This window comes from Nocardioides hungaricus, from assembly GCF_054782915.1.
Genome location: NZ_BAAGRO010000004.1, coordinates 95100 through 117814, shown reverse-complemented (window position 1 = coordinate 117814; position 22715 = coordinate 95100). Strand labels below are relative to the sequence as shown.

Below are 22715 nucleotides of genomic sequence, written 5' to 3'. Positions count from 1 at the left end.
GGTGGACCGACCTTCGGCCCCACCCCGCGGCGCGGGCTCTCGATCGCTTCCGCAGCGCTCAGTCGGACGTCGCGCGGGTGAGGAACTCGGAGAGCAGCAGGTTGACCAGGGTGGGTCGCTCCTGCATCACGAGGTGGCTGGCGCCCGGCACGATCGCGACCTGGGCGCCGGGGACGGCACGCGCGATCTCCAGGGTGTGGTCGGTGCGGATCGAGTCGTGCTGGCCGGCGACGACCAGCGTGGGAGCGCGGACCGCGGCCAGCGACGCGGGCGCGATCTGCGGCTCGACCTTCCACATCGCGACCAGCTTCTCGAGCACCACCTCGCGGTGGCCGGGACCGTCGGGCGAGAGCCGGTCGTAGGCCTCGCCGAACGGGTCGGGCTCCTCGGATCGCCCGGTCCCGTCCGGGGGTGACTCGTCGTCCTCCACGAGACCGGCGGGGTCGAGGTTGGCGCTGATGGAGACCAGCGACAGCACCCGGTGGGCGTGGTCGCGGGCCAGGAGAAGGCCGGTGATCGCGCCGTCGCTGAACCCGACGACGTGGGCCGCCGGCACGCCGACGGCGTCCAGGTAGGCGACCGTGTCGTCGACCATGCCGGCGAAGGTGATCGGCCCCTCGCGGTCCGCCGTACGCCCCTGGCCGGGACGCTCCGGGGCGTGCACCTCGTAGTCGCGCGCGAGGTGGTCGATCTGTGCCTGCAGGGTCTCGATGGAGCAGTAGCCGCCGTGGAGCAGCAGGACCGGTGGGCCGGCTCCGTGGATCTCGTAGTAGCCGGCGACACCGCCCAGGTCGACGTAGGGCATGCCACGTCCTCCGGTCTCAGCGCGGGGCCGGAGCGCGGTCGGCCGCACGCGTGCGCGGGACGATCATCGGCTTCCCGGTCTCCGGGCAGGGCACGACCTGGCAGGGCAGGCCGAAGGTCCGCTCGACCAGCTCCTCGGTCACGATCTCGGCGGGCGAGCCCACGGCCTCGACCTGCCCGGCGCGCATCACGATCAGGTGGTCGGCGTACCGGACCGCGAGGTTCAGCTCGTGCATGACCACCACGATCGTCATGTCCCGGGTGGTCCGGACGGTCTCGCACAGCTCGAGCACATCGATCTGGTGCGCGAGATCGAGGTACGTCGTGGGCTCGTCGAGCAGCAGGGTCCCGGTCTGCTGGGCGAGGACCATGGCCAGCCAGACGCGCTGCCGCTCGCCGCCGGAGAGCTCGTCGACGCCGCGCTGCGCGAACTGGCTGACGCCGGTGGCGGCCATCGCCTCGTTCACGATCAGCTCGTCGTCGCGGGACCACTGGCGCAGCAGCTGCTGGTAGGGGTAGCGCCCCCGGGAGACCAGGTCCGCCACGGTGATGCCGTCGGGCGCGATCGGGCTCTGCGGCAGCAGGCCGAGGCGCCGGGCGACCGCCTTGGTCGGGAGGCCGTGGATGTCCGCGCCGTCGAGCAGGACCGAGCCCCGGCTCGGCTTCAGCATCCGCGACAGCGCCTTGAGCAGCGTCGACTTCCCGCAGCCGTTGGGCCCGATGATCATGGTCAGGGACCCGCGCGGGATCTCGACGTCGAGATCGGTGGCGACGATGACCGACTCGTAGGTGAGGTGGAGCCCGGCGCCGACCAGGACGGCCGGTCCGTCCGGCGGGACACCGCCCGCGGGCAGAGTGGTCATCCGATCCTGCTCCTTCCTTCACGAGCGATGAGCCACGCCAGGTAGGCGCCGCCCAGGGCGAGCGTCATGACCCCGACGGGGAGGTCGGCCGTGGGCACGACGCGCTGGGCCAGGGTGTCGCTGCCGAGGAGCAGCAGGGCGCCGACGGCCATCGACGGGATGACCTGCACGGTCGGCGACGCGACCAGGCGTTTGGCGATCTGGGGTGCGGCCAGGGCGACGAACGTGACCGGGCCGGCGCAGAGCACCGCGACGGCGCACAGGGCGGCGCCGAAGCCGAGGGCGCAGATCCGGTTCCGCTCGACCGCGACCCCCAGCGCCCGGGCCGCGTCGTCGCCCATCTCGGTCATCCGCAGCCCCGGACCCAGCGCCACGAGCAGCGGCGCCAGGATCGCGAGGCCCACCGCCCCGATCCACACGTCCCCCCAGGTGCGGTTGTTGAGGCTGCCGGTGAGCCAGACGTAGGCCTCCTGGGCGTAGACGATGTTCGCCTTGAGGATCAGGTAGGAGATGAACGACGCCAGTACGGCGCTCACGCCGATGCCCACCAGGATCAGCCGGTAGCCCTGGACCCCGCCGGACCGGAAGGACAGTGCGTAGACGAGCGCGGCGATCGCCAGGCCGCCGCCCACCGCGGACGCCGTGACGACTGTGTCGGAGGAGCGCAGCACGACGATGGCGAACACGGCACCGACGGCGGCGCCGTACGTGAAGCCGATGATGTCGGGGCTGCCGAGCGGGTTCCGGGTGACGCTCTGGTAGACCGCGCCGCTCGCCCCGAAGGCGGCGCCGGCCAGCACCGCCGTGAGCGAGCGGGGCAGGCGCAGCGTGTAGAGGATGAACTCCTCGCCGGGGTCGCCCTGTCCGCGCAGCGTCGCCCACACCCGTGCCGGCGCCAGCGGGTAGTCGCCGGTGGTGAGCTGCCAGACCATCAGCGCGGCGGTCAGCGCCAGCACGACCGCGACGCAGACCACCGAACGGCGCAGGGCGCGGACCCGGATGGCGCCGGGCAGGCGGACGTCGACGAGGCGCGACTTCGATGCGGTCAGCTCGGTCACCGGGGCCTCACAGCTCGGCCAGCCGGCGCCGGCGGACGATCGCGATGAACACGGGGGCGCCGATCACGGCGGTGACCACGGACACCTCGAGCTCCGAGGGCCAGAGCACCAGGCGGCCGATGACGTCGGAGAGGAGGACCAGGACTGCTCCCGCGACCATCGAGAACGGGAGGATCCAGCGGTGGTCGGGTCCGGTGAGCGCCCGGACGGCGTGCGGGACGACGAGGCCGACGAACGCGATCGGGCCGGCCACCGCCGTCGCCGCTCCGCACAGCAGGGTGGTGGCGACGATGCCGACCACGCGCACGCGCGCGACGCGGGCGCCGAGGGCGGCGGCGAGCTGGTCGCCGAGCGCGATGGTGTTGAGGGAGGGCCCGAGGAAGATCGCGCAGGCGAACCCGACGAGCAGGAACGGCGCGACCTGGGCGACCACCGAGGAGTCGGCCTGCTGGAGGGATCCCACCGTCCACGAGCGGAAGCCGTTGAAGGCGATGCTGTTGGTCAAGACGACGGCCGAGATGACGCCGGTGAGGAACGCCGTCACGGCGGCGCCGGCCAGGACGAGCCGGACCGGGGAGGCGCCGCCACGCCCGGTCGACCCGAGCAGGTAGACCACGACGGTCGCGACCGCCGCGCCGAGGAGGGCGAACCAGACGTACTGCTCGAGCTGGGTGATGCCGAGGTAGGCGATCGCGAGGACCACGGCGCACGAGGCGCCGGCGTTGACGCCGAGGATGCCGGGATCCGCGAGCGGGTTGCGCGTGAGCGCCTGCATGAGGGCCCCCGCGAGGCCGAGCGCGGCGCCGACGAGGACGCCCGCGATCGTGCGGGGGACGCGGAGGCCGCGCACGATCAGGGCGGCCTCGCTGTCACCCCCGCGGAGGAGGGAGTCCCACACCGTCCCCGGGGACAGGGTGCGCGCCCCGATGCCGAGGCTGAGCACGACGACGACGAGGAGGGCCAGGAGGCCGATGCCGAGCCCGCCGAGGAGCAGGGCGCGCGACCGCCGTACGGCGGACGTCGGCGCGACGTCCACCGTGGGGACCGGCTGGTCCGCGGTCTCGGTGGTCACGGCTCCATCTCCAGCCTCCGTCCGGGCGACACCGTCACGCGAAGTCTTCCGCGATCGGGCTCTCCCCGGCCAGAGCCGCCTCGATCAGCGGGATCCCCTTCTGGATCGCGTGCGGGGTGCTCAGCACGGTGGACCAGTCCATCGCCCACATGAACGTGTCGGTCGCGGCGTAGGTCATCCAGATGGCGTTGCCCGTCTTGACCGAGTCCAGTTGGGATATCACCGGGTTGGCCTGCACCTTCGCGATGGCGCCCTCGTCGGTGGACCAGACGACCAGGTCGAGGTCGCCCACCAGGTCCAGCTTCTCTGCGCTGATCTCCTTGGAGTACTCCTCTCCGACGATGTCGGCGAGCTCGGGTGACAGGACGAAGCCGAGCGAGGTGAGGAACGTCGTCCGCGGCGCGTTCTCGCCGAGCACGTAGTAGGAGCCGGTGTAGGCCTCGGCGTGGACGGCGGTGAGCCCCTGCCAGTCCGGGTACTCCTCGCGGAGCCGGCTGAACTGCTCGTCCAGGGCGGCGACGGCCTCCAAAGCCTCCGCCTCCTTGCCCACGGCCCTGCCGATCAGCTCGGTGTGCGGGCCGTAGGGCACGGCGCTGTCCGCGTAGCCGACGGGCGCAGCCACGACCGGCGCGATCTTGCTGAGGGTCTCGTACTCCTTCTTGGTGATGCCGCCGCTGACCATCGTGATCAGGTCGGGGGCGAGGGCGGCGACCTTCTCGAACTCGATGTCGAAGAAGCGCACCTCCTCGGGCTTGCCGTCGAAGCCGGCCTCGTTCCACGGGAAGACCGGGTTGTACCAGTCGTCCAGGAACGAGCCGATGGCCACCGGCGTGATGCCGAGCGCGATGAGCGGGTCGCAGTCGGTCTGGCCGAGCGCGACGATCCGCTGGGGGGCGGCGGGGATGGTCGTCTCGCCGAACTTGTGGGTGACGGTGACGGGGAAGGCGTCGCCACCGGCCGATCCGCCGGTCGAGCCGCTCGTGGGCGCGGAGGGCGAGTTCGCGTCGTTCGTGCACGCCGACAGTGCGGCGACGGCGGCGCCGCCGATGACGGTCAGGAATCCACGACGGCCGAGTCCGCTGGGGATGTCGAGTGGGGTCATGGTGTCCGTCCCTGATGTGCCTGATGTGGTGGTGTCGGATTCCGGAAGGCTAGGACGGGACCGACGGGTCCCGCCTTATGGCAGAGCACTGTCTGCGGCTCGTGCCTTGTGGTCCCCGATAACCGTCGGGCACCGGGGGTCCTCATGCCCACCACGGCCGGCCGTCCACCACGGTGCCGAGCACCGCGATGTCGGCGATGGCAGCTGGATCGACCCGGAACGGGCTCTCGGCGAGCATCGTGAGGTCGGCGAGGTAGCCGGGAGCCAGGCGACCGAGGCGGTCCTCGCGGCGCAGCACCCAGGCCGCGTCCGCGGTGAACGCGCGCAGCGCCGCCTCGAGACCGATGCGCTCGTCCGGGGCGATCACCCGGCCGCTGTTGCTGGTGCGGTCGACCAGGGTCTGGATCGCCTGCAGCGGCCTGCCCGGGAGGGGGCGGTCGCTGCTGCCGACCAGCCGGATCCCGTGGTCGAGGAGCGACCGGCCGCGGTAGAGCCAGCCGGCGCGGTCCGGTCCGAGCTGGCGCACGTAGCCGTCGCCGTAGTCGTAGAGGAACGCCGGCTGCGAGATCACCGACGCACCGAGCGCGGCCAGCCGGGGCAGCTGGTCGTCGCGGATCACGCCGCCGTGCTCGATCCGGTGCCGCGCGTCCGGTCGCGGCCACGCGGCCTGCGCCTTCTCGAGCGCCTCGATCGCCAGGTCGAGGGCGGCGTCCCCGATCGCGTGCAACGCCATCTGCCACCCGGCCCGGTGGCCGTCGACGACGGCGTCGAGCATCTCGGACGGGGGCTGACGCCAGACCCCCACGTTGTCGGTGCCCTCGTAGGGCCGGGACATCCGGGCGGTCTCGACCTGCATGCCGCCGTCGATGACGACCTTCTGGGCCGCGATGCCCAGCCAGTCCGACCCGAACCCGCTGCGCAGGCCGAGGTCGATGCCCCGGCGGAATCCGTCGGCGGCGTTCGTGGGCAGGTCCCGGAGCACGTCCATGCTCGGCATCAGCTGCATGCGGACCGGGAGCCGACCGGACTCCAGCACCGTCTGGTACGCCGCCCCGTCCACCGGGCTGAGGGCACCGACCTCGCCGCCGTTGCCGGCGTCCACGCACAGCGTGATCCCCTCGCGGCGCGCCTGCTCGGCGGCCCTCGTGACGAGCTCGGCCACCTCGTCGACGGCGTACGGCATCCGTTGGGCGAGCACCGCCGACTGGTCGCGCTCCTTGAACAGCCCGCGCGCGGCGTCCGGGCCGATGCGGTGCTCCGGTGCGACGGCCGCGAGCACCGCGGTCGACACGACGGAGGCGTGGTTGGAGATCTGCCGGACCCAGACCTTGCGCCCGCCCGACGCCGCGTCGAGCTCGGCCGCGGTGAGGTGGCGACCCAGGACGCGGTGGTCGTAGCCGGTCACCTCGACCCACTCCTCGGCGAGCGTGGCGGCCGCGTCTGCGATGGCGCCGAGGGCGGCGTCCGTGGTCGCGCAGCCGCCGATGTCGAGCGAGGTGAGCGTCTGCCCGGTGAGCTCGAGATGGGTGTGGGCGTCGATGAGGCCGGGCACTGCGCACGCCCCGTCGAGGTCGACGCGGTCGACCGCGTCCCAGCCGTCGATCTGCTCGTCCAGCCCGACGATCCGGCCGTGCAGGATGCCGATCCGGCGCGCGTGCGGACGTCGCTCGTCCAGCGTGACCAGGTCGGCGTTCTCGATGACCAGGTCGAGCAGGGGACGGTGCATGGCCGGGACGCTAGGGGCGCGGCGCACCTCGGATCTTCGTCGCCGGCACGAAGTTTCGCGGGGCCGATTTGTGGCGGAGGATAAGAGGTTCCGCTGTCAGTCGCGGTCCAGCCGGAGCTGCAGCCAGGCGACCAGGCGGATCTCGGGGTCGCTGAGGTCGAGGTCGAAGAGCTCGGGGAGGCGCCGGATCCGGTAGCGCAGGGTGTTCTCGTGGACGTTGAGGCTCTTGGCCGCGCTCGCCGTGTCGCCGAAGGCGTCGAGGTAGGCGAGCAGCGACTCGCAGTACGTCGTCCGCCGCTCCCGGTCGTGCTGCCGGATCGCGGCCAGCGGGTCGCCGGGCAGCGAGAGGTCCAGGACGCCGCCGTCCGCGAGCTCGTCGAGCATGACCCGGCTGCGCATGTCCGCGATGGTGGCGACGGCGTCCTCGTCGCCGGCGCGGAGGAGGGCGGCGAGCGTCATGTCGGCGAGGCGGCGGCTCTCGGCCAGCCCCTCGAGGGCGTCGGCCGTGGGGCCGACGCCGATGCGGAGGGTGACGCCGGTGGTACGCCGCACGGTGTCGCAGACCTCGCGCGCGAAGCCGGCCGGCGTCCGGCCGCGCGCCGACGCCTTGTGGGCGGGCAGCACTGCGTAGATGCGGTCGTCCACCGAGGTCGCCATGGCCCGGGGATGCCAGGCCTCGCAGTAGAGGTTGATCATATTGATGGTCCGGGCCAGTCCGAGCGCGGGCGTCTCGTCGGCGTACTCCGCGTCGGCTGCCGAGATGGCCAGGACCGTCGTCGGCGTAGTGGCCGGCAGGCCCACGAGCGCCGAGGCGACGGCCGGTCCGATCCGTCCGGCGAGGAGCTGCGACAGCACCTCGCCGCGGTTCCACCGCCGGCCGTCCTCCTGCTGGCGGATCTGCAGGAGGTGGAGGGCGGCCACGGTCGCGGCGTCCTCGAGGGCCTGCCGGGCGCCCTTGCGCAGCGGCGGATCGCCGTCGAGCACCCAGATCGTGCCGAGCAGCTCGTCCCCGGCGCGCACCGGGACGGCGAGGCGGCTCGCGAGCTCGGGTTGCGGGCTCTTGAAGTAGAGCGGCTTGTCGGCGTTGCGCACGCGCAGGTAGTTCTCGGCGTCGCCCTCGCGGACCGGCGTCTGGCGCTCGGTGATGCTCTGGAGCCGGATGTCGTCGATCTTCTGGTGGGGGAGGTTGGAGTAGGCGAACATCCGGCCGTTGTGGTCCTCGACGGAGGTCGCGCCGCCGACGCTGTAGGCGATCGCGTTCGCGAGGGCGAACAGGTCCCCGGGCCGGACCTCGGCGTACGCCGGCGTCGACGACCCCTGGGCGTCCACGACCGCGCTGACCAGCCGGTCCACGTCACGCCAGGACGTCTCGTCCGGCGCCACCATCAGCGCCACGCCGGCTGCCTCGGCCGCGGCGATCACCTCGCCCAGGTCGTCGCCGCGCGCCTTGACCACCACGCACGCGAACTCCCGGGCACCGGCCGCGCTGATCGTCGGGACCGAGAGCGGGTCGCCGGGCCGCGCGCCGACCAGGAGCAGCACCCCGCCGGGGTGGTCCGGCACCTCGTCCCCCACGTCGTGGATGACGCAGTTGCCCGTGATCGTGCGCGGCGCCGCCGGCAGCCACCCGGGGTAGAGCTGCAGGGGCGCCCCGATCACGACCAGGTCGGCGGCGGTCACGCCGCGGGCCTCGCGTCGCGAGCTCTCCATCGAGGCATCGTAGTGACGCACGGCCCCGGCTGGCGGGCGTTCACGGCAGGAGCCCGACGCCGAGCAGCAGCCCGGCGACGTACGTCGCGGAGGCGGCCAGGGCGCCGTACCCCAGCTGGCGGAGCGCGCCCCACCACCACGACGCGGCGGTGAAGGCCGACGCGGCCGCCCCCGCGAGCAGCAGGCCGACGCCCCCGGCGGCCAGGCCGCCGGGCAGCGACGGCCGGCCGAGCAGGTAGGGGAGGAGCGGCACGATCGCGCCGACGGAGAACATGAGGAACGACGAGATCGCCGCGGTCGTAGGGCTGGCGGTCTCCTCGGGGTCGAGCCCGAGCTCCTGGGTGACGTGCAGCCGTACGGCGCGGCGCCGGTCGCGGTGCACCTCGTCGGCAGCCGTGGCGGCGGTCCGCTCGGTCATGCCCATGTCCACGAACATGTCGGCCAGCTCGGCGATCTCGGCGCGCGGGTTGTCCCGGATCTCGCGCTCCTCGACCGCGACCTCCTTCTGGATCGCCTCGTTCTGGGTCGAGACGGAGGCGTACTCGCCGAGCGCCATCGAGAACGCGCCGGCGACCAGGCCGGCCAGGCCGGCGGTCACCACCGCCGTGGCGGAGCCGCTGGCCGCGCCGACGCCCGCGACCAGGGAGACGTTGGTGACCAGCCCGTCCATCGCGCCGAAGGTCGCCGCGCGCAGCCAGCCGCCGGAGATGTCGACGTGGGTGTGGCCGATCTCGTCGGTGCCGTGTGCCGTGGTCATGGGCGTCATGGGAGCCGTCGGAGCGGACTCCCGCAAGCAAGGAGAGGCTGCGCTCACGAGGTGCGGACGTCCCCGTCGAGCGTGGCCGCCGACGGTCGATGACGGTCCCGACAAGGCCGGCTCCCGAACTTTGACGCGTCCCACATGCCTCGGCCCCGTCCGGGTTGGCGACGATCGTCGCGTGCTGACCTCTGCGGAATGGGCCCTCGCCGCGACGGTGTTCATCGCCGCGATCGTCGAACTCGTCGAGACGCTGACGATCGTGCTCGCGATCGGCCTCACCCGAGGCTGGCGATCGACGCTGGCGGGGGTCGCATCGGCGCTGGTCGCGCTCGTGGTCTTCACCGCCGTGGTCGGCTACTCGCTCGCGACCTGGTTGCCCGAGGCGGCACTGCAGCTCGTCGTCGGCAGCCTGATGCTCGTCTTCGGACTCCAGTGGCTGCGCAAGGCGGTGCTGCGGTCGAGCGGGCTCAAGGCCCTGCACGACGAGGCGGAGGAGTTCCGGGCCACCACGGAGGCGTCGCGCGCGGGAGGCACCGACACCCGGCTCGGCCTGGACTGGTTCGCGTTCGTCATCTCCTTCAAGGGCGTGTTCCTCGAGGGGGTCGAGATCGTCTTCATCGTCATCACCTTCGGCCTCAGCGCCAGCAGCATGCCCGTCGCGGTCACCGCGGCGCTGGTGGCGGCCGTCGTCGTGCTCGTCGCCGGCGTAGCGATCCACAAGCCGCTGTCGAACGTGCCCGAGAACCTGCTCAAGTACGTCGTGGGCCTGCTGCTCGCGACGTTCGGCACCTTCTGGTCCCTGGAGGGTCTGGGCGCCTTCGGCGCGTCGGCCGAACCGCTGGAGTGGCCCGGCGAGGACCTCGCTCTCGGCGTACTCCTCCTGGCCTGGTGGGCGCTGTCGCAGGCCCTCGTCCGGCGCTTCCGCCGGCTCGCCGCCGTCCCCTCGCCCGTCGCACTGGAGGTCTGACCCATGGATCGGATCGGCAGGCTCGTCCGCGGCTTCGGCCGCTTCTGGTACGACTTCGTCGTCGGCGACGACCCCAAGATCGCGGCGGCGGTCGTGACGGTCCTCGGGCTGGGCGCGGTGCTGGTCGGCGTCGCCGGCCTCTCCGGACGGGGCCTGGTCGTCGGCCTCGCGGTGCTCCTGCTCGCCGCGTTCGCCCTCGCCATGGCCGTCGATGTGAGCCGTTCGCGCCGGGAGCACGCCTGATGCTCCGGCAGCCCGAGTACGCGTGGACCGGCGGCGACGAGGACGTCCTGCGGCTGGTCGCCCGGCATCCGTGGGTCACCCTGGTGAGCGCCACGTCGGACGGGCTCGTGGTGTCCCCGCTGCCCGCCATCCCCGCGCCGGATGCCTCGGGCGTCGAGATCGTCGGGCACCTGGCGCGGACCGACGCGGAGGCGCACCAGGTGGGGGAGTGCGAGGTCGTCGTCGTGGTGCAGGGTCCGCACGGGTACGTCAGCGCCGGCTGGTACGCCGGTGGGCCGTACGTGCCGACGTGGAACTACGTCACCGTGCACCTGCACGGCCGGCTCACGGTGCTCGACGCCGCGGCGACCTACGACGTGCTGGACCGGACCGTCGACCACTTCGAGTCGGCGCGACCCCGGCCGTTCCGCATGAGCGACGTGGCGGCGTACGCCGCCCGGCTCGCTCCCGCGGTGGTCGGCTTCCGCCTGGCCCCGGAGCGCGTGGTGGCGAAGGCCAAGCTCAGCCAGGACAAGCCGGCCGAGGACTACGAGGGCGTGCTGCGCGGCCTCGAGGACCCCGACGACGTCCACGGCGACCCGGTCCTCGCGGCCGCCATGCGCGCGGGCGGGATCCCCCCGCGCGACCCCGATCCCCGGGAGGGAGCGCGATGAGCAGCAGCAGGATCAGCCGGTTCCGGGACCTCGACGTCCGGCAGCGACGCGCGGCGGTCGCGGACTTCGCCGGCTGCGACGTCGCCGACCTCGGGGCCCTCGACCCCGAGCACGGCCTGGGCCTCGACCAGGCCGACCACATGGTCGAGAACGTCGTCGGGGTGCTCGGCATCCCGGTCGGCATCGCCACGAACTTCGTCGTCGACGGGCGAGACGTCCTCGTGCCGATGGCCACCGAGGAGCCGTCGGTGGTCGCGGCGGCCAGCAACCTCGCCCGGATGGCGCGCGGGCACGGGGGCTTCGTCACCTCGGCGACGCCCCCGCTCATGCAGGCGCAGATCCAGGTGCTCGACGTCCCCGATCCGGCGGGCGCGCGGCACCGGCTCCTCGCGGCGGGGCCGGAGCTGATGGCGCTGGCCGACGCGCAGGATCCGGCGCTGGTCGAGCACGGCGGCGGCGTACGGGAGGTCCTGGTGCGCGAGGTCGTCTCGTCCCGGCAGACCTATGTGGTCGTCCACCTGGTCGTCGACGTGCGCGACGCCATGGGCGCCAACGCGGTCAACACCATGGCCGAGGCGGTCGCGCCGCGGGTGGCCGAGATCGCCGGCGGCCGGACGCTCCTGCGGATCCTGACCAACAAGGCCGACCGGCGGATCGCCCGGGTCTCGGCGACGTTCGACCGGGACCTGCTCGGCGGTGCCGACGTCGTCGAGGACATGATCGACGCCGCCGAGTTCGCCGTCGCCGATCCCTATCGGGCGGCCACGCACAACAAGGGGATCATGAACGGCGTCACGGCCGTCGTCCTCGCCACCGGCAACGACACCCGCGCGGTCGAGGCGGGGGCCCACTCGCACGCGATCTCCGCCGACGGCCGGTACACCTCGATGTCCCGGTTCGAGGCGACCGCCGACGGCCACCTGGTCGGCACGCTCGAGCTGCCGATGCCCGTGGGCCTGGTCGGCGGGGCGACCAGGGTCCACCCGGGCGCCCGGGCCAACGTCGCGATCACCGGCGTCGGCACCGCTTCCGAGCTGGCCGCGATCGTCCTCGCGGTCGGGCTGGCCCAGAACGCCGCCGCACTCCGCGCCCTGGCGACCGAGGGCATCCAGCGCGGCCACATGTCGCTGCACGCGCGCAACGTCGCGGTGACCGCCGGAGCCCGGCCCGAGGAGATCGACGCCGTGGTGCGGCGCATCGTCGCCGGCCGGGCGATCCGCGTCGACGTCGCCGAGCAGGTCCTGGCGGAGCTGCGTCGCCATGGCTGACCCCGGGTTCGCCGAGCAGCTCGCCGCGCTGCTCTCTGGCGGCACAGATCGAGGCCCGGGCGCCCTGGCCGGCGTCGTCGTCCTCGACATCACCCGGGTGGTGGCGGGGCCCTTCTGCTCGATGATCCTGGCCGACCTCGGGGCGACCGTGATCAAGGTCGAGCACCCGTCCGACCCGGACTACACACGCGCGTTCCCGCCGATGCTCGCGGCCGGCGACGGCCAGGAGTTCAGCGCCTTCTTCGCGCAGTTCAACCGCAACAAGCTGGGGATCACGCTCGACCTGGGCACCGAGGACGGCAAGGAGGTCCTGCGCGGCCTCGCCGCGCGCGCCGACGTCCTGGTCGAGAACTTCCGGGCCGGGACCATGGACCGGCTCGGCCTCGGCTACGAGGCCCTGCGCGAGGTCAACCCGCGCCTGGTCTACACGGCGCTCTCGGGCTACGGGCAGACCGGGCCGTACCGCCGGCGCCCGGCCTACGACAACAGCGCCCAGGCCACCGGCGGCCTGTGGTCGATGAACGGGCTGCCCGGCCAGCCGCCCATCCGCGTGGGCACGATCATCGGCGACCTCGCCGCGACCTTCTACGGCGCGATCGGCACGCTCGCCGCGCTCCGGCACGCCGAGCGGACCGGCGAGGGGCAGCTGGTCGACATCTCCCAGCAGGACGCCGTGCTCAGCCTCACCGAGAACGCGGTGGTCTCCTACACCGTGGCCGGCAAGCTCGCCGAGCCGCTGGGCAACCAGCACCCGTTCGTCCGCCCCTACGAGCTGTTCGCGTGCAAGGACGGCTACGTCTTCTTCGGCGGCTACACCGACAAGTTCTGGCGGCTCAGCTGCCAGCTGTTCGGCCAGCCGGAGCTCGCCGACGACCCGGCGATCGACACCATGGCCAAGCGGTTCGACGAGGCGACGTACGCCGCGCAGGTGAAGCCGGTCGTCGAGCGCTGGTTCGCGGACCGCACCAAGGCCGAGCTCGAGTGGATCGCCGGCGACCTGGTCCCCCTCAGTGCCGTGAAGGACATCGCCGAGGTCGTCGGCGACCCGCAGATCGCCGCGCGCGACATGGTCGTCGACGTCGACTACCCGGCGTTCGGCCGGCTCAGGATGGTGGGCTCGCCCCTGAAGCTCAGCAGCACACCCGCGTCGCCGCGTGGCCTGGCGCCGGGCTTCGGCGCGCACACCGCCGAGGTCCTGCGCCTGGCGTGCGGACTGGACGACGCCGGGATCGGCGCGCTGCGGGCCGCGGGCGCGATCCGATGAGTGCCGTCACCTACGGCGTCGACGCCGGCGTCGCCCTGGTCACCCTCGACCGGCCGGACAAGCTCAACGCCCTGACGCTGCGGATGTACGACGAGCTGGCGGCCGCCTTCGACCGGGCCCGCGACGACGCCGCCGTGGGGGTGGTCGTGGTCACCGGCGCCGGCGACCGGGCGTTCTGCGTCGGGGCCGACCTGCACGAGTCGATCCCGGCGCTCGCCGACGGGCGGTTCGACATCTCCCGCTGGGACGGCGCCCACCAGAAGCACACCAGCCTCTTCAAGCCGGTCATCGCCGCGGTGAACGGGCTCTGCCTCGGGGGCGGCTTCGAGCTGATGCTGTCCACGGACCTCCGGGTCTCCAGCGACCGGGCCCGCTTCGGGCTGCCCGAGGCGGGGGTCGGCGTCGTCCCCGCCGGCGGGACCCTGACCCGGCTGGCGCGTCAGGTCCCCTACGCGCACGCCATGGAGCTGATGCTCCTGGGCGACCAGGTGGGCGCGGACGAGGCGCTCCGGATGGGGCTGGTCAACCGCGTGGTCCCGCACGGTCAGGTCGTCGACGCCGCCCTGGAGCTGGCGCATCGGCTGCTCTCGCGGAGCGGGACCGCGCTGGAGGTCATCAAGTCGAGCGTCCTCCGGCTCTCCGACATGCCGGCCGAGGCCGCGTTCCACGCCGAGGCGCTGTACGGGCAGAGGGCATTCACCTCGGACGACGCGCGCGAGGGATTGGCCGCCTTCGCCGAGCGGAGGCCCGCGGACTTCCCGACCCGGCGCGGGCTCGGCCGACCTTCGGCCCCACCCCGCGGCGCGGGCGCCCGCGACGTTCGGTAGCGTGCCCCCACCCGGGCGTGCTGGCCGAAAGGTGTGCTGTTCATGGTCGATGTGCAGGCGGTCCTCGACGAGGCAGGTCTGAAGAACCCGCGTGTGCGCGAGTACGTCGCGCACTGGGCGGAGATCACCCAGCCGGAGCGGATCGAGGTCGTCGACGCGGCTGACGACGCCCGGCTGGTGCAGGAGGCGCTCGACGCCGGCGAGCTGCTGCCGGCGGGTGAGGGGCTCTACTACTCCCGCAGCTACCACAAGGACACCGCGCGCTCCGAGGAGCGCACCGTGGTCGCCACCAACGACCCCGCCGACAGGGGCGTCTACAACAACTGGCGGCCGGCCTCGGAGATGAAGCCGATGCTCGTCGACCGGATGCGCGGCGCCTCGGCCGGCAAGACCATGTACGTCATCCCCTACCTGATGGCGCCGCCGGGCTCGCCGCTCGAGCGGTACGCCGCCGGCGTCGAGCTCACCGACAGCCGCACCGTCGTGCTGCACATGATCCGGATGGCGCGGGTCGGCGCGGCGTACGTCGACGGTCTCGACGACCCCGACAGCTTCGTGCGCGCGGTCCACGTGACCGGCGACCTGGAGAGCCTGGGGCAGGGCACGCCCGAGGACCAGCGCTACTTCGTCACCGTGGCCGACGAGCGGACCATCCTGCACTTCGGCTCCTCCTACGGCGGCAACGCGCTGCTCGGCAAGATCGCGCACGGCCTGCGCCAGGCCTGCTACGACGGCTGGGCCTCGCGCGGGTTCCTGGCCGAGCAGTTCATGCTGCTCGGGATCGTCGACAACGAGACCGGCAGGAAGTACCACGTCTGCGGCGGCTTCCCGAGCGCGTCGGGCAAGACCAACCTCGCGATGACGCTGGCGCCGGACGCGCTCGGCGACCGCTACCGGGTGGAGTTCTACGGCGACGACATCGCCTGGCTGTGGGTGAACCCCGAGGACGGCCGGGTCTACGGCATGAACCCGGAGAACGGCGTCTTCGGCGTCGCCAAGGACACCAACGAGCGGACCAACCCGACCGCGCTGGACTCGATCCGGCCGGGCTCCGGCGCGATCTTCACCAACGTCGCCTACAACGAGGACACCCACGAGGTCTGGTGGGAGGGCCGCACCAGGCAGCCGCCCGCCGACGTCGCCGGCTGGCGGGACTGGAGGGGCGAGCCGATCTCCGAGCGCTCGCCCGAGGACCGGTCGCCGTGGGCGCACCCGAACAGCCGCTTCACCACGTCGCTGGCCAACGTGCCGAACGTGGCCTCGGACTACGAGGACCCCGCCGGCGTGCCCATCGACGCGATCATCTTCGGCGGCCGCACCAGCGACCGCGAGCCGCTGGTCCGGGCGATCACCGACCTCGCGGAGGGCGTCTACGACGGGCTGACGCTCGGCGCGGAGGCGACCTTCGCCGCGGAGGGCGTGGACGGGCAGCTGCGCTACGACCCGATGTCGATGCGGCCGTTCATGGCCTACTCCGAGGGCGAGTACGCCGCGCACTGGCTGCGCATCATCGGCGCGGCGACGAACCCGCCGGTCTTCGCGCACGTCAACTGGTTCCAGCGCGACCCCGAGGACGGCCGGTTCCGCTGGCCCGGCTACCGCGAGAACCTGCGGGCGCTGCTCTGGCTCGTGCAGCTCAAGGAGGGCCTGGTCTCCGGGCGCGAGACGCCGGTCGGCGTACTCCCCACGCGGGAGGAGCTGCGCCTGGACGGCCTCGACATCGCCGACGAGGACCTCGACGCCGTCCTCGCCATCGACGTGGAGCGGTGGTGTCAGGAGATGGGCTTCCGCGCGGCGCATTTGCGCCAGTTTGGCAATCTGCCCGAGGAGATCTGGGCGGCCCACCGCCGGGTCGCCGCGGCGCTGGAGGCGGCGCGGGGCTGAGCTCTCTCGCGCTTGTAACGCCGGGTTACTGCTTGTTCCCACGGTGTTGCAACCTGGTGGGAAGAGTGGGTAACCGGGCGTTACAAGCGGCGGCGGCGCGGTACCGTCGGCCCGTGCAGGTCCCGGCGCCGATCGAGTACGAGCGCGCGGCCAGCGTCGAGCACGCGATCGGGCTGCTGTCCCGGCTGGGTGAGGAGGCGCGGCTGATCGCGGGCGGGCACAGCCTGCTGCCGATGATGAAGCTGCGGCTGGCGAACCCGGAATACCTCGTCGACATCAACGACCTGCACGACGAGCTCGGCTACATCGACATCGGCGACACGCAGGTGCGGATCGGGGCGATGACCCGGCACCGCGAGCTGCTCGACTCCGACGAGCTGGCGAGCGTCTGCCCGATCTTCCGGGACGCCGAGCGGGTGATCGCCGATCCGCCGGTGCGCAACCGCGGCACGCTCGGCGGTGCGCTCTGCCAGGCCGACCCGTCCGAGGACCTCTCCTCGGTCTGCACCACGCTCGACGCGAGCTGCCTGATCAGGGGCCCGGGCGGGGAGCGGGTGGTGTCGATGGACGACTTCCACCTCGGGCCCTACCAGACCGTCGTCGGGTACGACGAGATCCTGATCGAGGTGCGCATCCCGGTGCGCCCGCGCGGCAGCAGCGCCTACGCGAAGGTCGACCGGCGGGCCGGCGACTGGGCGGTCACCGCGGCCGGCGCCGCGCTGTGGGTCGACGAGCGCGACGCGATCGCCGACGCCCGGGTCGGGCTGGCCGCGGTCGGCCCCAACACGACCGGCATCCCGGCGGTCTCCGCCGCGCTGCGCGGCATGGCGCCGAGCGAGGACGCCTGGGCGGCCGCCGGCGCGATCGCGGCCGAGTCCTGCCGGCCGGTGACCGACGGGCGGGGGAGCGCGGACTACAAGCGGCACCTGGCCGGCGAGCTCACCCGGCGTACCCTCCGCACGGCGTGGGAGCGGGTGGCCGCATGGAGGTGACGCTGACCGTCAACGGCGAGCCGGTGACCCGCGACGTCGAGGCGCGGCTGCTGCTCGTGCACCTCCTGCGCGACGAGCTCGGCCTCACCGGCACGCACTGGGGCTGCGACACCAGCAACTGCGGCAGCTGCGTGGTCCTCTACGACGACGAGCCGGTGAAGTCGTGCACGGTGCTCGCCGCGATGGCGGCCGGCCACGAGGTGCGCACCGTCGAGGACCTGGAGTACGACGGGGTGCTCGATCCGGTGCAGCAGGGGTTCATGGAGTGCCACGGACTGCAGTGCGGGTTCTGCACGCCGGGCATGCTGATGTCCGCGCGCGCCCTGCTCGACCGCGACCCCGACCCGAGCGAGGAGACGATCCGCGAGGCGATCTCCGGCCAGATCTGCCGGTGCACCGGCTACGCCTCGATCGTGCGGTCGGTGCGCTGGGCCGCCGAGCACCCGGAGGGGAGGATCGAGTCGTGACCACGGTCGATCGGGGCCCGATGGGGCACGGCCGGATGCTCCGCAAGGAGGACCGGCGGTTCGTGCGCGGCCGCGGCCGCTACCTCGACGACATCGCGCTGCCCGGCATGCTGCACCTCGCCGTACTCCGCTCGCCGGTCGCACACGCGCGGATCGTCTCGGTCGACACCCTCGCCGCCGAGGCGCACCCGAAGGTCAAGGCCGTCGTCACCGGCGCGATGCTGGCCGAGCGCGGGCTGGCCTGGATGCCCACGCTGTCGGGCGACGTCCAGGCCGTGCTCGCGACCGACAAGGTGCGCTTCCAGGGGCAGGAGGTGGCGTTCGTCGTCGCCGAGGACCGGTACGCCGCACGGGACGCTCTCGAGCTGATCGACGTCGAGTACGACGTGCTGGAGCCGGTCGTCGATGTACGCCGGGCGCTCGAGCCGGAGGCGCCGCTGATCCGCGACGACGTGGCCGGCAAGGCCGACAACCACTGCTTCGACTGGGAGACCGGCGACGCGGCCGCGACCGCCGCGGTCTTCGAGCGGGCCGAGGTCGTGGTGGAGCAGGAGCTGGTGTTCCCGCGCGTGCACCCGGCGCCGCTGGAGACCTGCGGCGCGGTCGCCGACTACGACCGGGTCGAGGAGCGGCTGACGCTGTGGGCCACGACCCAGGCGCCACACGCGCACCGCACGCTCTACTCGATGTTCGCCGGCATCCCCGAGCACCGGATCCGGGTGATCAGCCCCGACATCGGCGGCGGCTTCGGCAACAAGGTGCCGATCTACCCCGGCTACGTCTGCGCGATCGTCGGCTCGATGCTCACCGGCCGGCCGGTGAAGTGGACCGAGGACCGCACCGAGAACCTGGTCGCGTCCGGCTTCGCCCGCGACTACGTGATGACCGGCGAGATCGCCGCGACCCGCGACGGGCGGATCCTCGCGCTGCGCAGCCACGTGCTCGCCGACCACGGGGCCTTCAACGGGACGGCCGCGCCGCGGAAGTTCCCAGGTGGCTTCTTCGGGGTCTTCACCGGGAGCTACGACCTCGAGGCGGCGTACTGCTCGATGACCGCGGTGCACACCAACAAGGCGCCCGGCGGCGTCGCCTACGCGTGCTCGTTCCGCATCGCCGAGGCCGTCTACCTGGTCGAGCGGATGGTCGACCTGCTCGCCGCCGAGCTCGGCATGGACCCGGTGTCCTTGAGGATGCGCAACTTCATCCGCGCCGACCAGTTCCCGTACACGTCTCGCACCGGCTGGGTCTACGACTCCGGCGACTACGCGGCCACCATGCAGGAGGCGCTGCGGATCGCGGGGTACGACGAGCTGCGGGCCGAGCAGGCTCTGCGGCGGGAACGTGGCGAGCTGATGGGGATCGGTGTCTCCTTCTTCACCGAGGCCGTCGGCGCCGGGCCGCGCAAGGACATGGACATGCTCGGCCTCGGCATGGCCGACGGCTGCGAGCTGCGGGTGCACCCGACCGGATCGGCGGTGGTGCGGATCTCGGTGCAGACGCAGGGGCAGGGGCACGAGACGACGTTCGCGCAGCTGGTCGCCGAGGAGCTCGGCATCCACCCCGACGACGTCGACGTGGTGCACGGCGACACCGACAACACGCCGTACGGCCTGGGCACCTACGGCTCCCGCTCGACGCCGGTGTCCGGCGCCGCGGCGGTGATCGCGGCGCGGCGGGTGCGGGAGAAGGCGCGGCTGATCGCGGCCGGGATGCTCGAGGTGGCGCCCGAGGACCTGGAGTGGACCAAGTCCGACTCCGGGGGGCGCTTCGACGTGCGCGGCGTGCCGGACAGCGGCGTCACGATCCAGCAGGTCGCGATGCGCGCGCACGGCGCCGACGACCTGCCCGAGGGCGTCGAGGGCGGGCTGGACGCGCAGGTCTCCTACAACCCCGACAGCCTCACCTACCCGTACGGCGCCTACATCTGCGTCGTCGACGTCGACCCGGGCACGGCCGTGGTGAGGGTGCGGCGGTTCGTCGCGGTCGACGACTGCGGCACGCGCATCAACGAGATGATCGTCGAGGGCCAGATCCACGGCGGCCTCGCCGACGGCATCGGCATGGCGCTGATGGAGTTCATCGGGTACGACGAGCACGGCAACTGCCTCGGCGGCTCGCTGATGGACTACCTGATCCCGACCGCGCTGGAGGTGCCCGACTGGGAGACCGGCATGACGGTCACCCCGTCGCCGTACCACCCGATCGGCGCCAAGGGCGTCGGCGAGTCCGCGACCGTCGGCTCGCCGCCCGCGGTCGTCAACGCGGTGATCGACGCGCTCGCGCCGTACGGCGTGCGGCACGCCGACATGCCGCTGACCCCGTCTCGAGTGTGGGAGGCGATGCACGGCCGTGCCACGCCACCTCACTGACCTCACCGGCGTCTCCTGCCTCGTCCTCGCGGCCGGCGGATCGAGCCGGCTCGGCCGGCCCAAGCAACTGCTGCCGCTCGGCGACGGCACGCTGCTCGACGCGACGCTGTCGGTCGTGCGCTCCTGCGGCTTCGGGCAGGTCGTGGTCGCGATCGGCGGCGCGGCCGACGAGGTCGCCGCGACCGTCGACCTGTCCGGCGTCGAGGTGGTGCGCAACCCGGGCTTCGGGGCGGGCTGCTCGTCCTCGATCGTCGCGTCCCTGCCCGCGATCGCTCCCTCCGCCGCGGGCGTCGTGCTGATGCTCGGCGACCAGCCGGAGGTCTCTCCCTCCGCCGTCCGCGCGGTGGCGTCGGTCGACGCGGACCTGGCCGTGTGCCGCTACCGCGACGGCCTCGGCCACCCGTTCCGGCTCGGCCGCGGGCTGTTCGACCGGCTGGCGACGCTGCACGGCGACAAGGCGGTGTGGGGGCTGGTCGATGCCGCGGGCTCCTCGCTCGTCACGGTACCGGTCGACGCCGACGTGCCCGCCGACGTCGACACCGAGGCGGACTACCGGGCGCTGCTGGCGAGGTGGGGCTCGTGACGCCGACCCAGCTCCGCGCATTCGCGACGGTGGTGCGGCTCGGCTCGGTGAAGGCCGCGGCGGCCGACCTCGGCGTCTCCGAGGCCGCGGTGTCGCTGCACGTCGGCCAGCTGCGCAGGGAGCTCGGCGACCAGCTCTTCAACCGGACCGCGTCCGGTCTCGCCTTCACCCCCGGCGGGCTGCGGCTGGCCAGCCGGGCCGTCGAGCTGCTCGGCCTCCAGGACCGCACCGTGCTCGAGGTGCGCGAGGCCGGGGTCGGCCGCCGGATGCTGCGGCTCGCGACGACCTCGCTGTTCGCGGAGTACGCCGCGCCGGGGCTCATCGGCCTCTTCGCCGACCGCGCGCAGGACCTCGACGTCGAGCTCAGCGTGCACCGGGCGCGCGAGTTCGAGCAGCTGCTGCTCACCCGCACCGTCGACGCCACCGTCGGGCCCCGGCCCGCGACCGCCGACGGCGCGCTCGACAGCCGGCTGTTCCTCAACTACCAGGTGCTCGCCGTGGTCGGCCCCGACCACCCGCTCACCCGCGGGCAGCCCGGTCTCGCGATGCTCCGCGAGCAGACCTGGCTGCTGGGCCCGTCGGCCGCCGACGACGCAGGGGTCATCCCGGGGCTGCTCCACCGCATCGGCGTACCCGAGGAGCGGCAGCAGATCTTCCAGAGCCACGCCGCCGCGCTCGAGGAGGCCAAGCGGGGCCGGGGCGTCACGCTCGCCGTCGCGTTCGCGGTCGCCCAGGACCTCGCCGCCGGCGCGCTCGTCCGGGTGCCGGGCCGGCCGGTGCAGGGCCAGGGCTCGTGGAACATCTCCATCCTCGGCGGCCAGCAGGCGACCCCCGCAGCCGAGGAGATGGCGCGGTTCGTCACCACCCCGCGCGCGACCCAGGCGATGCTGCGCGGCCGCGGCGTCACCCACGGCCGGTTCAAGCCCGCCGTGCACGTCACGCTCTGGAGCTGAGCCCTCCCGCCCCGCCCCGCCGGGACGTCATACGGACAGTGTGTCCCCTTCCACCCTCCGTATGACGTCCGGCGGGCGGCGGGCCGGGCAGGGGGCCAGATGGCGTCCACAGGTGGCTGTCGGCGTCGGAGCATCCCCAGACCGGGCCGGGAGCGGCGCGGAGGACGCGCCGTCGGTGGAGGGTCGGAGCATGCCACGAGGACCGTCGTACGACGACCGGCGATTCGCCGCCGCACGCGAGCTCGCCGCCGGGCAGGGTGGCGTGCTGTCGCGGCCACAGCTCTACCGGCTCGGCATCACCCGCTGGGAGATCACCGGACAGGTGCGGGGCGGGCGCTGGCGACTGGTCGGCGACCAGTCGGTCCAGCTGCACAACGCCGGGCTCTCCGAGGCGGGCGAGATGTGGGGCGCGGTCTTCCAGGGTGGACCGAGGGCGTGCCTCGACGGTGGCTCGGCCCTGATCGCGGCCGGGCTCGAGCGCTATCAGATCGAGCGGGTCCGGGTGTCCGTGCCGCGCGGGGCACGGGTACGCCGCAACCGGCGGTTCAACATCAGGCAGACCCGGCGGTGGGACGCCGCCGACACCGTCCGCGTGGGCATCCCCCGCACTCGCCCGGCGACGGCCGCCGTCCGGGCGGCGCTGTGGGCGCGCACCGACCGGGAGGCGACGTACGTTCTCACGATCGCCGTCCAGCAAGGTCTGGTCCCGGTGACCGAGTTGGGCTCGGAGCTGCTGCGGATCCGGAGGGACAAGCGGCGACTGCTCCTGCACGAGGTCGTCAACGAGCTCTTCGACGGCGCGCGCTCGCTGGGGGAGATCGACGTCGTCCGCGAGCTGCGGCGGCGGGGCCTGCCGGCGCCGGCCCGGCAGGTGCTGCGCAGGGACGGACGCAACCGCTACTACCTCGACCTGTATTGGCCCGCGTACGGCCTGGTGCTGGAGATCGACGGCATCCACCACGCCTGGGCAGAGAACGTCGTCGGCGACGCGCTGCGCCAGAACGCCGTGGTGCTCCAGGGGGAGACGTTCCTGCGGCTCCCGCTCCTGGGGCTGCGGCTGCGCCCCGGCGAGTTCTTCGCCCAGATCGAGGACGGACTCCGTGGGGGTGGTTGGCGACCCGCGGCCGCCTGAGCCCTCCCGCCCGCCCCG

The 22715-nt window shown here is 73.2% G+C and carries 21 protein-coding genes; 13 read left to right on the top strand and 8 right to left on the bottom strand.

Translation table 11 applies throughout. The features are described from left to right. Positions 1-58: 58 nt before the first annotated feature. From ACYVKX_RS02295 to ACYVKX_RS02260, 8 genes are all read right to left on the bottom strand, one after another. The gene (locus tag ACYVKX_RS02295) at positions 59-805 is read right to left on the bottom strand and encodes an alpha/beta fold hydrolase (RefSeq protein ID WP_460828919.1); all 747 of its coding nucleotides are present in this window, start codon (positions 803-805) and stop codon (positions 59-61) included. Between the two features lie 16 nt (positions 806-821). Beyond that, positions 822-1667 carry an ABC transporter ATP-binding protein gene (locus ACYVKX_RS02290; RefSeq protein WP_460828918.1) on the bottom strand — a complete coding sequence of 282 codons (846 nt, stop codon included), beginning with the start codon at positions 1665-1667 and terminating at the stop codon, positions 822-824. Next, positions 1664-2725 carry a FecCD family ABC transporter permease gene (locus ACYVKX_RS02285; protein WP_460828917.1) on the bottom strand — a complete coding sequence of 354 codons (1062 nt, stop codon included), beginning with the start codon at positions 2723-2725 and terminating at the stop codon, positions 1664-1666. Before ACYVKX_RS02285 ends, ACYVKX_RS02290 begins: the two co-directional genes overlap by 4 nt. A gap of 7 nt (positions 2726-2732) precedes the next feature. Further along, positions 2733-3797 (bottom strand): FecCD family ABC transporter permease, encoded by a 1065-nt coding sequence (locus ACYVKX_RS02280; protein WP_460828916.1) that lies wholly within the window; start codon positions 3795-3797, stop codon positions 2733-2735. A gap of 34 nt (positions 3798-3831) precedes the next feature. Next, the gene (locus tag ACYVKX_RS02275) at positions 3832-4899 is read right to left on the bottom strand and encodes an ABC transporter substrate-binding protein (RefSeq protein ID WP_460828915.1); all 1068 of its coding nucleotides are present in this window, start codon (positions 4897-4899) and stop codon (positions 3832-3834) included. Between the two features lie 142 nt (positions 4900-5041). Beyond that, on the bottom strand, positions 5042-6625 hold the full coding sequence (locus ACYVKX_RS02270) for an amidohydrolase (RefSeq protein ID WP_460828914.1): 1584 nt from the start codon (positions 6623-6625) through the stop codon (positions 5042-5044). A 96-nt stretch (positions 6626-6721) separates the two neighbouring features. After that, on the bottom strand, positions 6722-8335 hold the full coding sequence (locus tag ACYVKX_RS02265; protein WP_460828913.1) for a PucR family transcriptional regulator: 1614 nt from the start codon (positions 8333-8335) through the stop codon (positions 6722-6724). Positions 8336-8375: 40 nt separating this feature from the next. Continuing rightward, positions 8376-9092: a VIT1/CCC1 transporter family protein gene (locus ACYVKX_RS02260; RefSeq protein ID WP_460828912.1), complete on the bottom strand. Its 717-nt coding sequence runs from the start codon at positions 9090-9092 to the stop codon at positions 8376-8378. A gap of 181 nt (positions 9093-9273) precedes the next feature. On the opposite strand from ACYVKX_RS02260, the gene ACYVKX_RS02255 reads away from it, so the two are divergent. From ACYVKX_RS02255 to ACYVKX_RS02195, 13 genes are all read left to right on the top strand, one after another. Continuing rightward, the gene (locus tag ACYVKX_RS02255; RefSeq protein ID WP_460828911.1) at positions 9274-10062 is read left to right on the top strand and encodes a COG4280 domain-containing protein; all 789 of its coding nucleotides are present in this window, start codon (positions 9274-9276) and stop codon (positions 10060-10062) included. A gap of 3 nt (positions 10063-10065) precedes the next feature. Continuing rightward, the gene (locus ACYVKX_RS02250; protein ID WP_460828910.1) at positions 10066-10305 is read left to right on the top strand and encodes a hypothetical protein; all 240 of its coding nucleotides are present in this window, start codon (positions 10066-10068) and stop codon (positions 10303-10305) included. Next, positions 10305-10958 carry an FMN-binding negative transcriptional regulator gene (locus tag ACYVKX_RS02245; protein ID WP_460828909.1) on the top strand — a complete coding sequence of 218 codons (654 nt, stop codon included), beginning with the start codon at positions 10305-10307 and terminating at the stop codon, positions 10956-10958. The genes ACYVKX_RS02250 and ACYVKX_RS02245 overlap by 1 nt, the downstream gene beginning before the upstream one ends. Further along, positions 10955-12226, top strand: a complete 1272-nt coding sequence (locus tag ACYVKX_RS02240) for a hydroxymethylglutaryl-CoA reductase, degradative (RefSeq protein ID WP_460828908.1) — start codon at positions 10955-10957, stop codon at positions 12224-12226. The genes ACYVKX_RS02245 and ACYVKX_RS02240 overlap by 4 nt, the downstream gene beginning before the upstream one ends. Beyond that, positions 12219-13490, top strand: coding sequence for a CaiB/BaiF CoA transferase family protein (locus ACYVKX_RS02235; RefSeq protein ID WP_460828907.1), 1272 nt, complete (start codon positions 12219-12221; stop codon positions 13488-13490). The genes ACYVKX_RS02240 and ACYVKX_RS02235 overlap by 8 nt, the downstream gene beginning before the upstream one ends. After that, the gene (locus ACYVKX_RS02230; protein ID WP_460828905.1) at positions 13487-14317 is read left to right on the top strand and encodes an enoyl-CoA hydratase/isomerase family protein; all 831 of its coding nucleotides are present in this window, start codon (positions 13487-13489) and stop codon (positions 14315-14317) included. Before ACYVKX_RS02235 ends, ACYVKX_RS02230 begins: the two co-directional genes overlap by 4 nt. Before the next feature lie 42 nt (positions 14318-14359). Beyond that, the gene (locus tag ACYVKX_RS02225) at positions 14360-16201 is read left to right on the top strand and encodes a phosphoenolpyruvate carboxykinase (GTP) (protein WP_460828904.1); all 1842 of its coding nucleotides are present in this window, start codon (positions 14360-14362) and stop codon (positions 16199-16201) included. A 113-nt stretch (positions 16202-16314) separates the two neighbouring features. Next, positions 16315-17193, top strand: a complete 879-nt coding sequence (locus ACYVKX_RS02220) for an FAD binding domain-containing protein (RefSeq protein WP_460828902.1) — start codon at positions 16315-16317, stop codon at positions 17191-17193. After that, entirely contained in the window at positions 17184-17660 is a 477-nt protein-coding gene (locus ACYVKX_RS02215; protein WP_460828901.1) for a (2Fe-2S)-binding protein, read from the top strand. Before ACYVKX_RS02220 ends, ACYVKX_RS02215 begins: the two co-directional genes overlap by 10 nt. Then, the gene (locus ACYVKX_RS02210) at positions 17657-20029 is read left to right on the top strand and encodes an aerobic carbon-monoxide dehydrogenase large subunit (RefSeq protein WP_460828900.1); all 2373 of its coding nucleotides are present in this window, start codon (positions 17657-17659) and stop codon (positions 20027-20029) included. Before ACYVKX_RS02215 ends, ACYVKX_RS02210 begins: the two co-directional genes overlap by 4 nt. After that, positions 20010-20612: a nucleotidyltransferase family protein gene (locus ACYVKX_RS02205; protein WP_460828899.1), complete on the top strand. Its 603-nt coding sequence runs from the start codon at positions 20010-20012 to the stop codon at positions 20610-20612. Before ACYVKX_RS02210 ends, ACYVKX_RS02205 begins: the two co-directional genes overlap by 20 nt. Continuing rightward, a complete protein-coding gene (locus ACYVKX_RS02200; RefSeq protein ID WP_460828898.1) occupies positions 20609-21565 on the top strand; it encodes a LysR family transcriptional regulator in 957 nt (318 codons plus the stop codon). Before ACYVKX_RS02205 ends, ACYVKX_RS02200 begins: the two co-directional genes overlap by 4 nt. A gap of 190 nt (positions 21566-21755) precedes the next feature. Further along, entirely contained in the window at positions 21756-22697 is a 942-nt protein-coding gene (locus ACYVKX_RS02195; protein WP_460828897.1) for a hypothetical protein, read from the top strand. Positions 22698-22715 lie beyond the last annotated feature (18 nt).

What these genes read in the sequence shown, in the direction of transcription:
- ACYVKX_RS02295 (WP_460828919.1), bottom strand. Translation starts at nt 805, where the DNA reads ATGCCCTACGTCGACCTGGGCGGTGTCGCCGGCTACTACGAGATCCAC.
- ACYVKX_RS02290 (WP_460828918.1), bottom strand. Translation starts at nt 1,667, where the DNA reads ATGACCACTCTGCCCGCGGGCGGTGTCCCGCCGGACGGACCGGCCGTC.
- ACYVKX_RS02275 (WP_460828915.1), bottom strand. Translation starts at nt 4,899, where the DNA reads ATGACCCCACTCGACATCCCCAGCGGACTCGGCCGTCGTGGATTCCTG.
- ACYVKX_RS02270 (WP_460828914.1), bottom strand. Translation starts at nt 6,625, where the DNA reads ATGCACCGTCCCCTGCTCGACCTGGTCATCGAGAACGCCGACCTGGTC.
- ACYVKX_RS02265 (WP_460828913.1), bottom strand. Translation starts at nt 8,335, where the DNA reads ATGGAGAGCTCGCGACGCGAGGCCCGCGGCGTGACCGCCGCCGACCTG.
- ACYVKX_RS02260 (WP_460828912.1), bottom strand. Translation starts at nt 9,092, where the DNA reads ATGACCACGGCACACGGCACCGACGAGATCGGCCACACCCACGTCGAC.
- ACYVKX_RS02250 (WP_460828910.1), top strand. Translation starts at nt 10,066, where the DNA reads ATGGATCGGATCGGCAGGCTCGTCCGCGGCTTCGGCCGCTTCTGGTAC.
- ACYVKX_RS02245 (WP_460828909.1), top strand. Translation starts at nt 10,305, where the DNA reads ATGCTCCGGCAGCCCGAGTACGCGTGGACCGGCGGCGACGAGGACGTC.
- ACYVKX_RS02240 (WP_460828908.1), top strand. Translation starts at nt 10,955, where the DNA reads ATGAGCAGCAGCAGGATCAGCCGGTTCCGGGACCTCGACGTCCGGCAG.
- ACYVKX_RS02235 (WP_460828907.1), top strand. Translation starts at nt 12,219, where the DNA reads ATGGCTGACCCCGGGTTCGCCGAGCAGCTCGCCGCGCTGCTCTCTGGC.
- ACYVKX_RS02230 (WP_460828905.1), top strand. Translation starts at nt 13,487, where the DNA reads ATGAGTGCCGTCACCTACGGCGTCGACGCCGGCGTCGCCCTGGTCACC.
- ACYVKX_RS02225 (WP_460828904.1), top strand. Translation starts at nt 14,360, where the DNA reads ATGGTCGATGTGCAGGCGGTCCTCGACGAGGCAGGTCTGAAGAACCCG.
- ACYVKX_RS02215 (WP_460828901.1), top strand. Translation starts at nt 17,184, where the DNA reads ATGGAGGTGACGCTGACCGTCAACGGCGAGCCGGTGACCCGCGACGTC.
- ACYVKX_RS02195 (WP_460828897.1), top strand. Translation starts at nt 21,756, where the DNA reads ATGCCACGAGGACCGTCGTACGACGACCGGCGATTCGCCGCCGCACGC.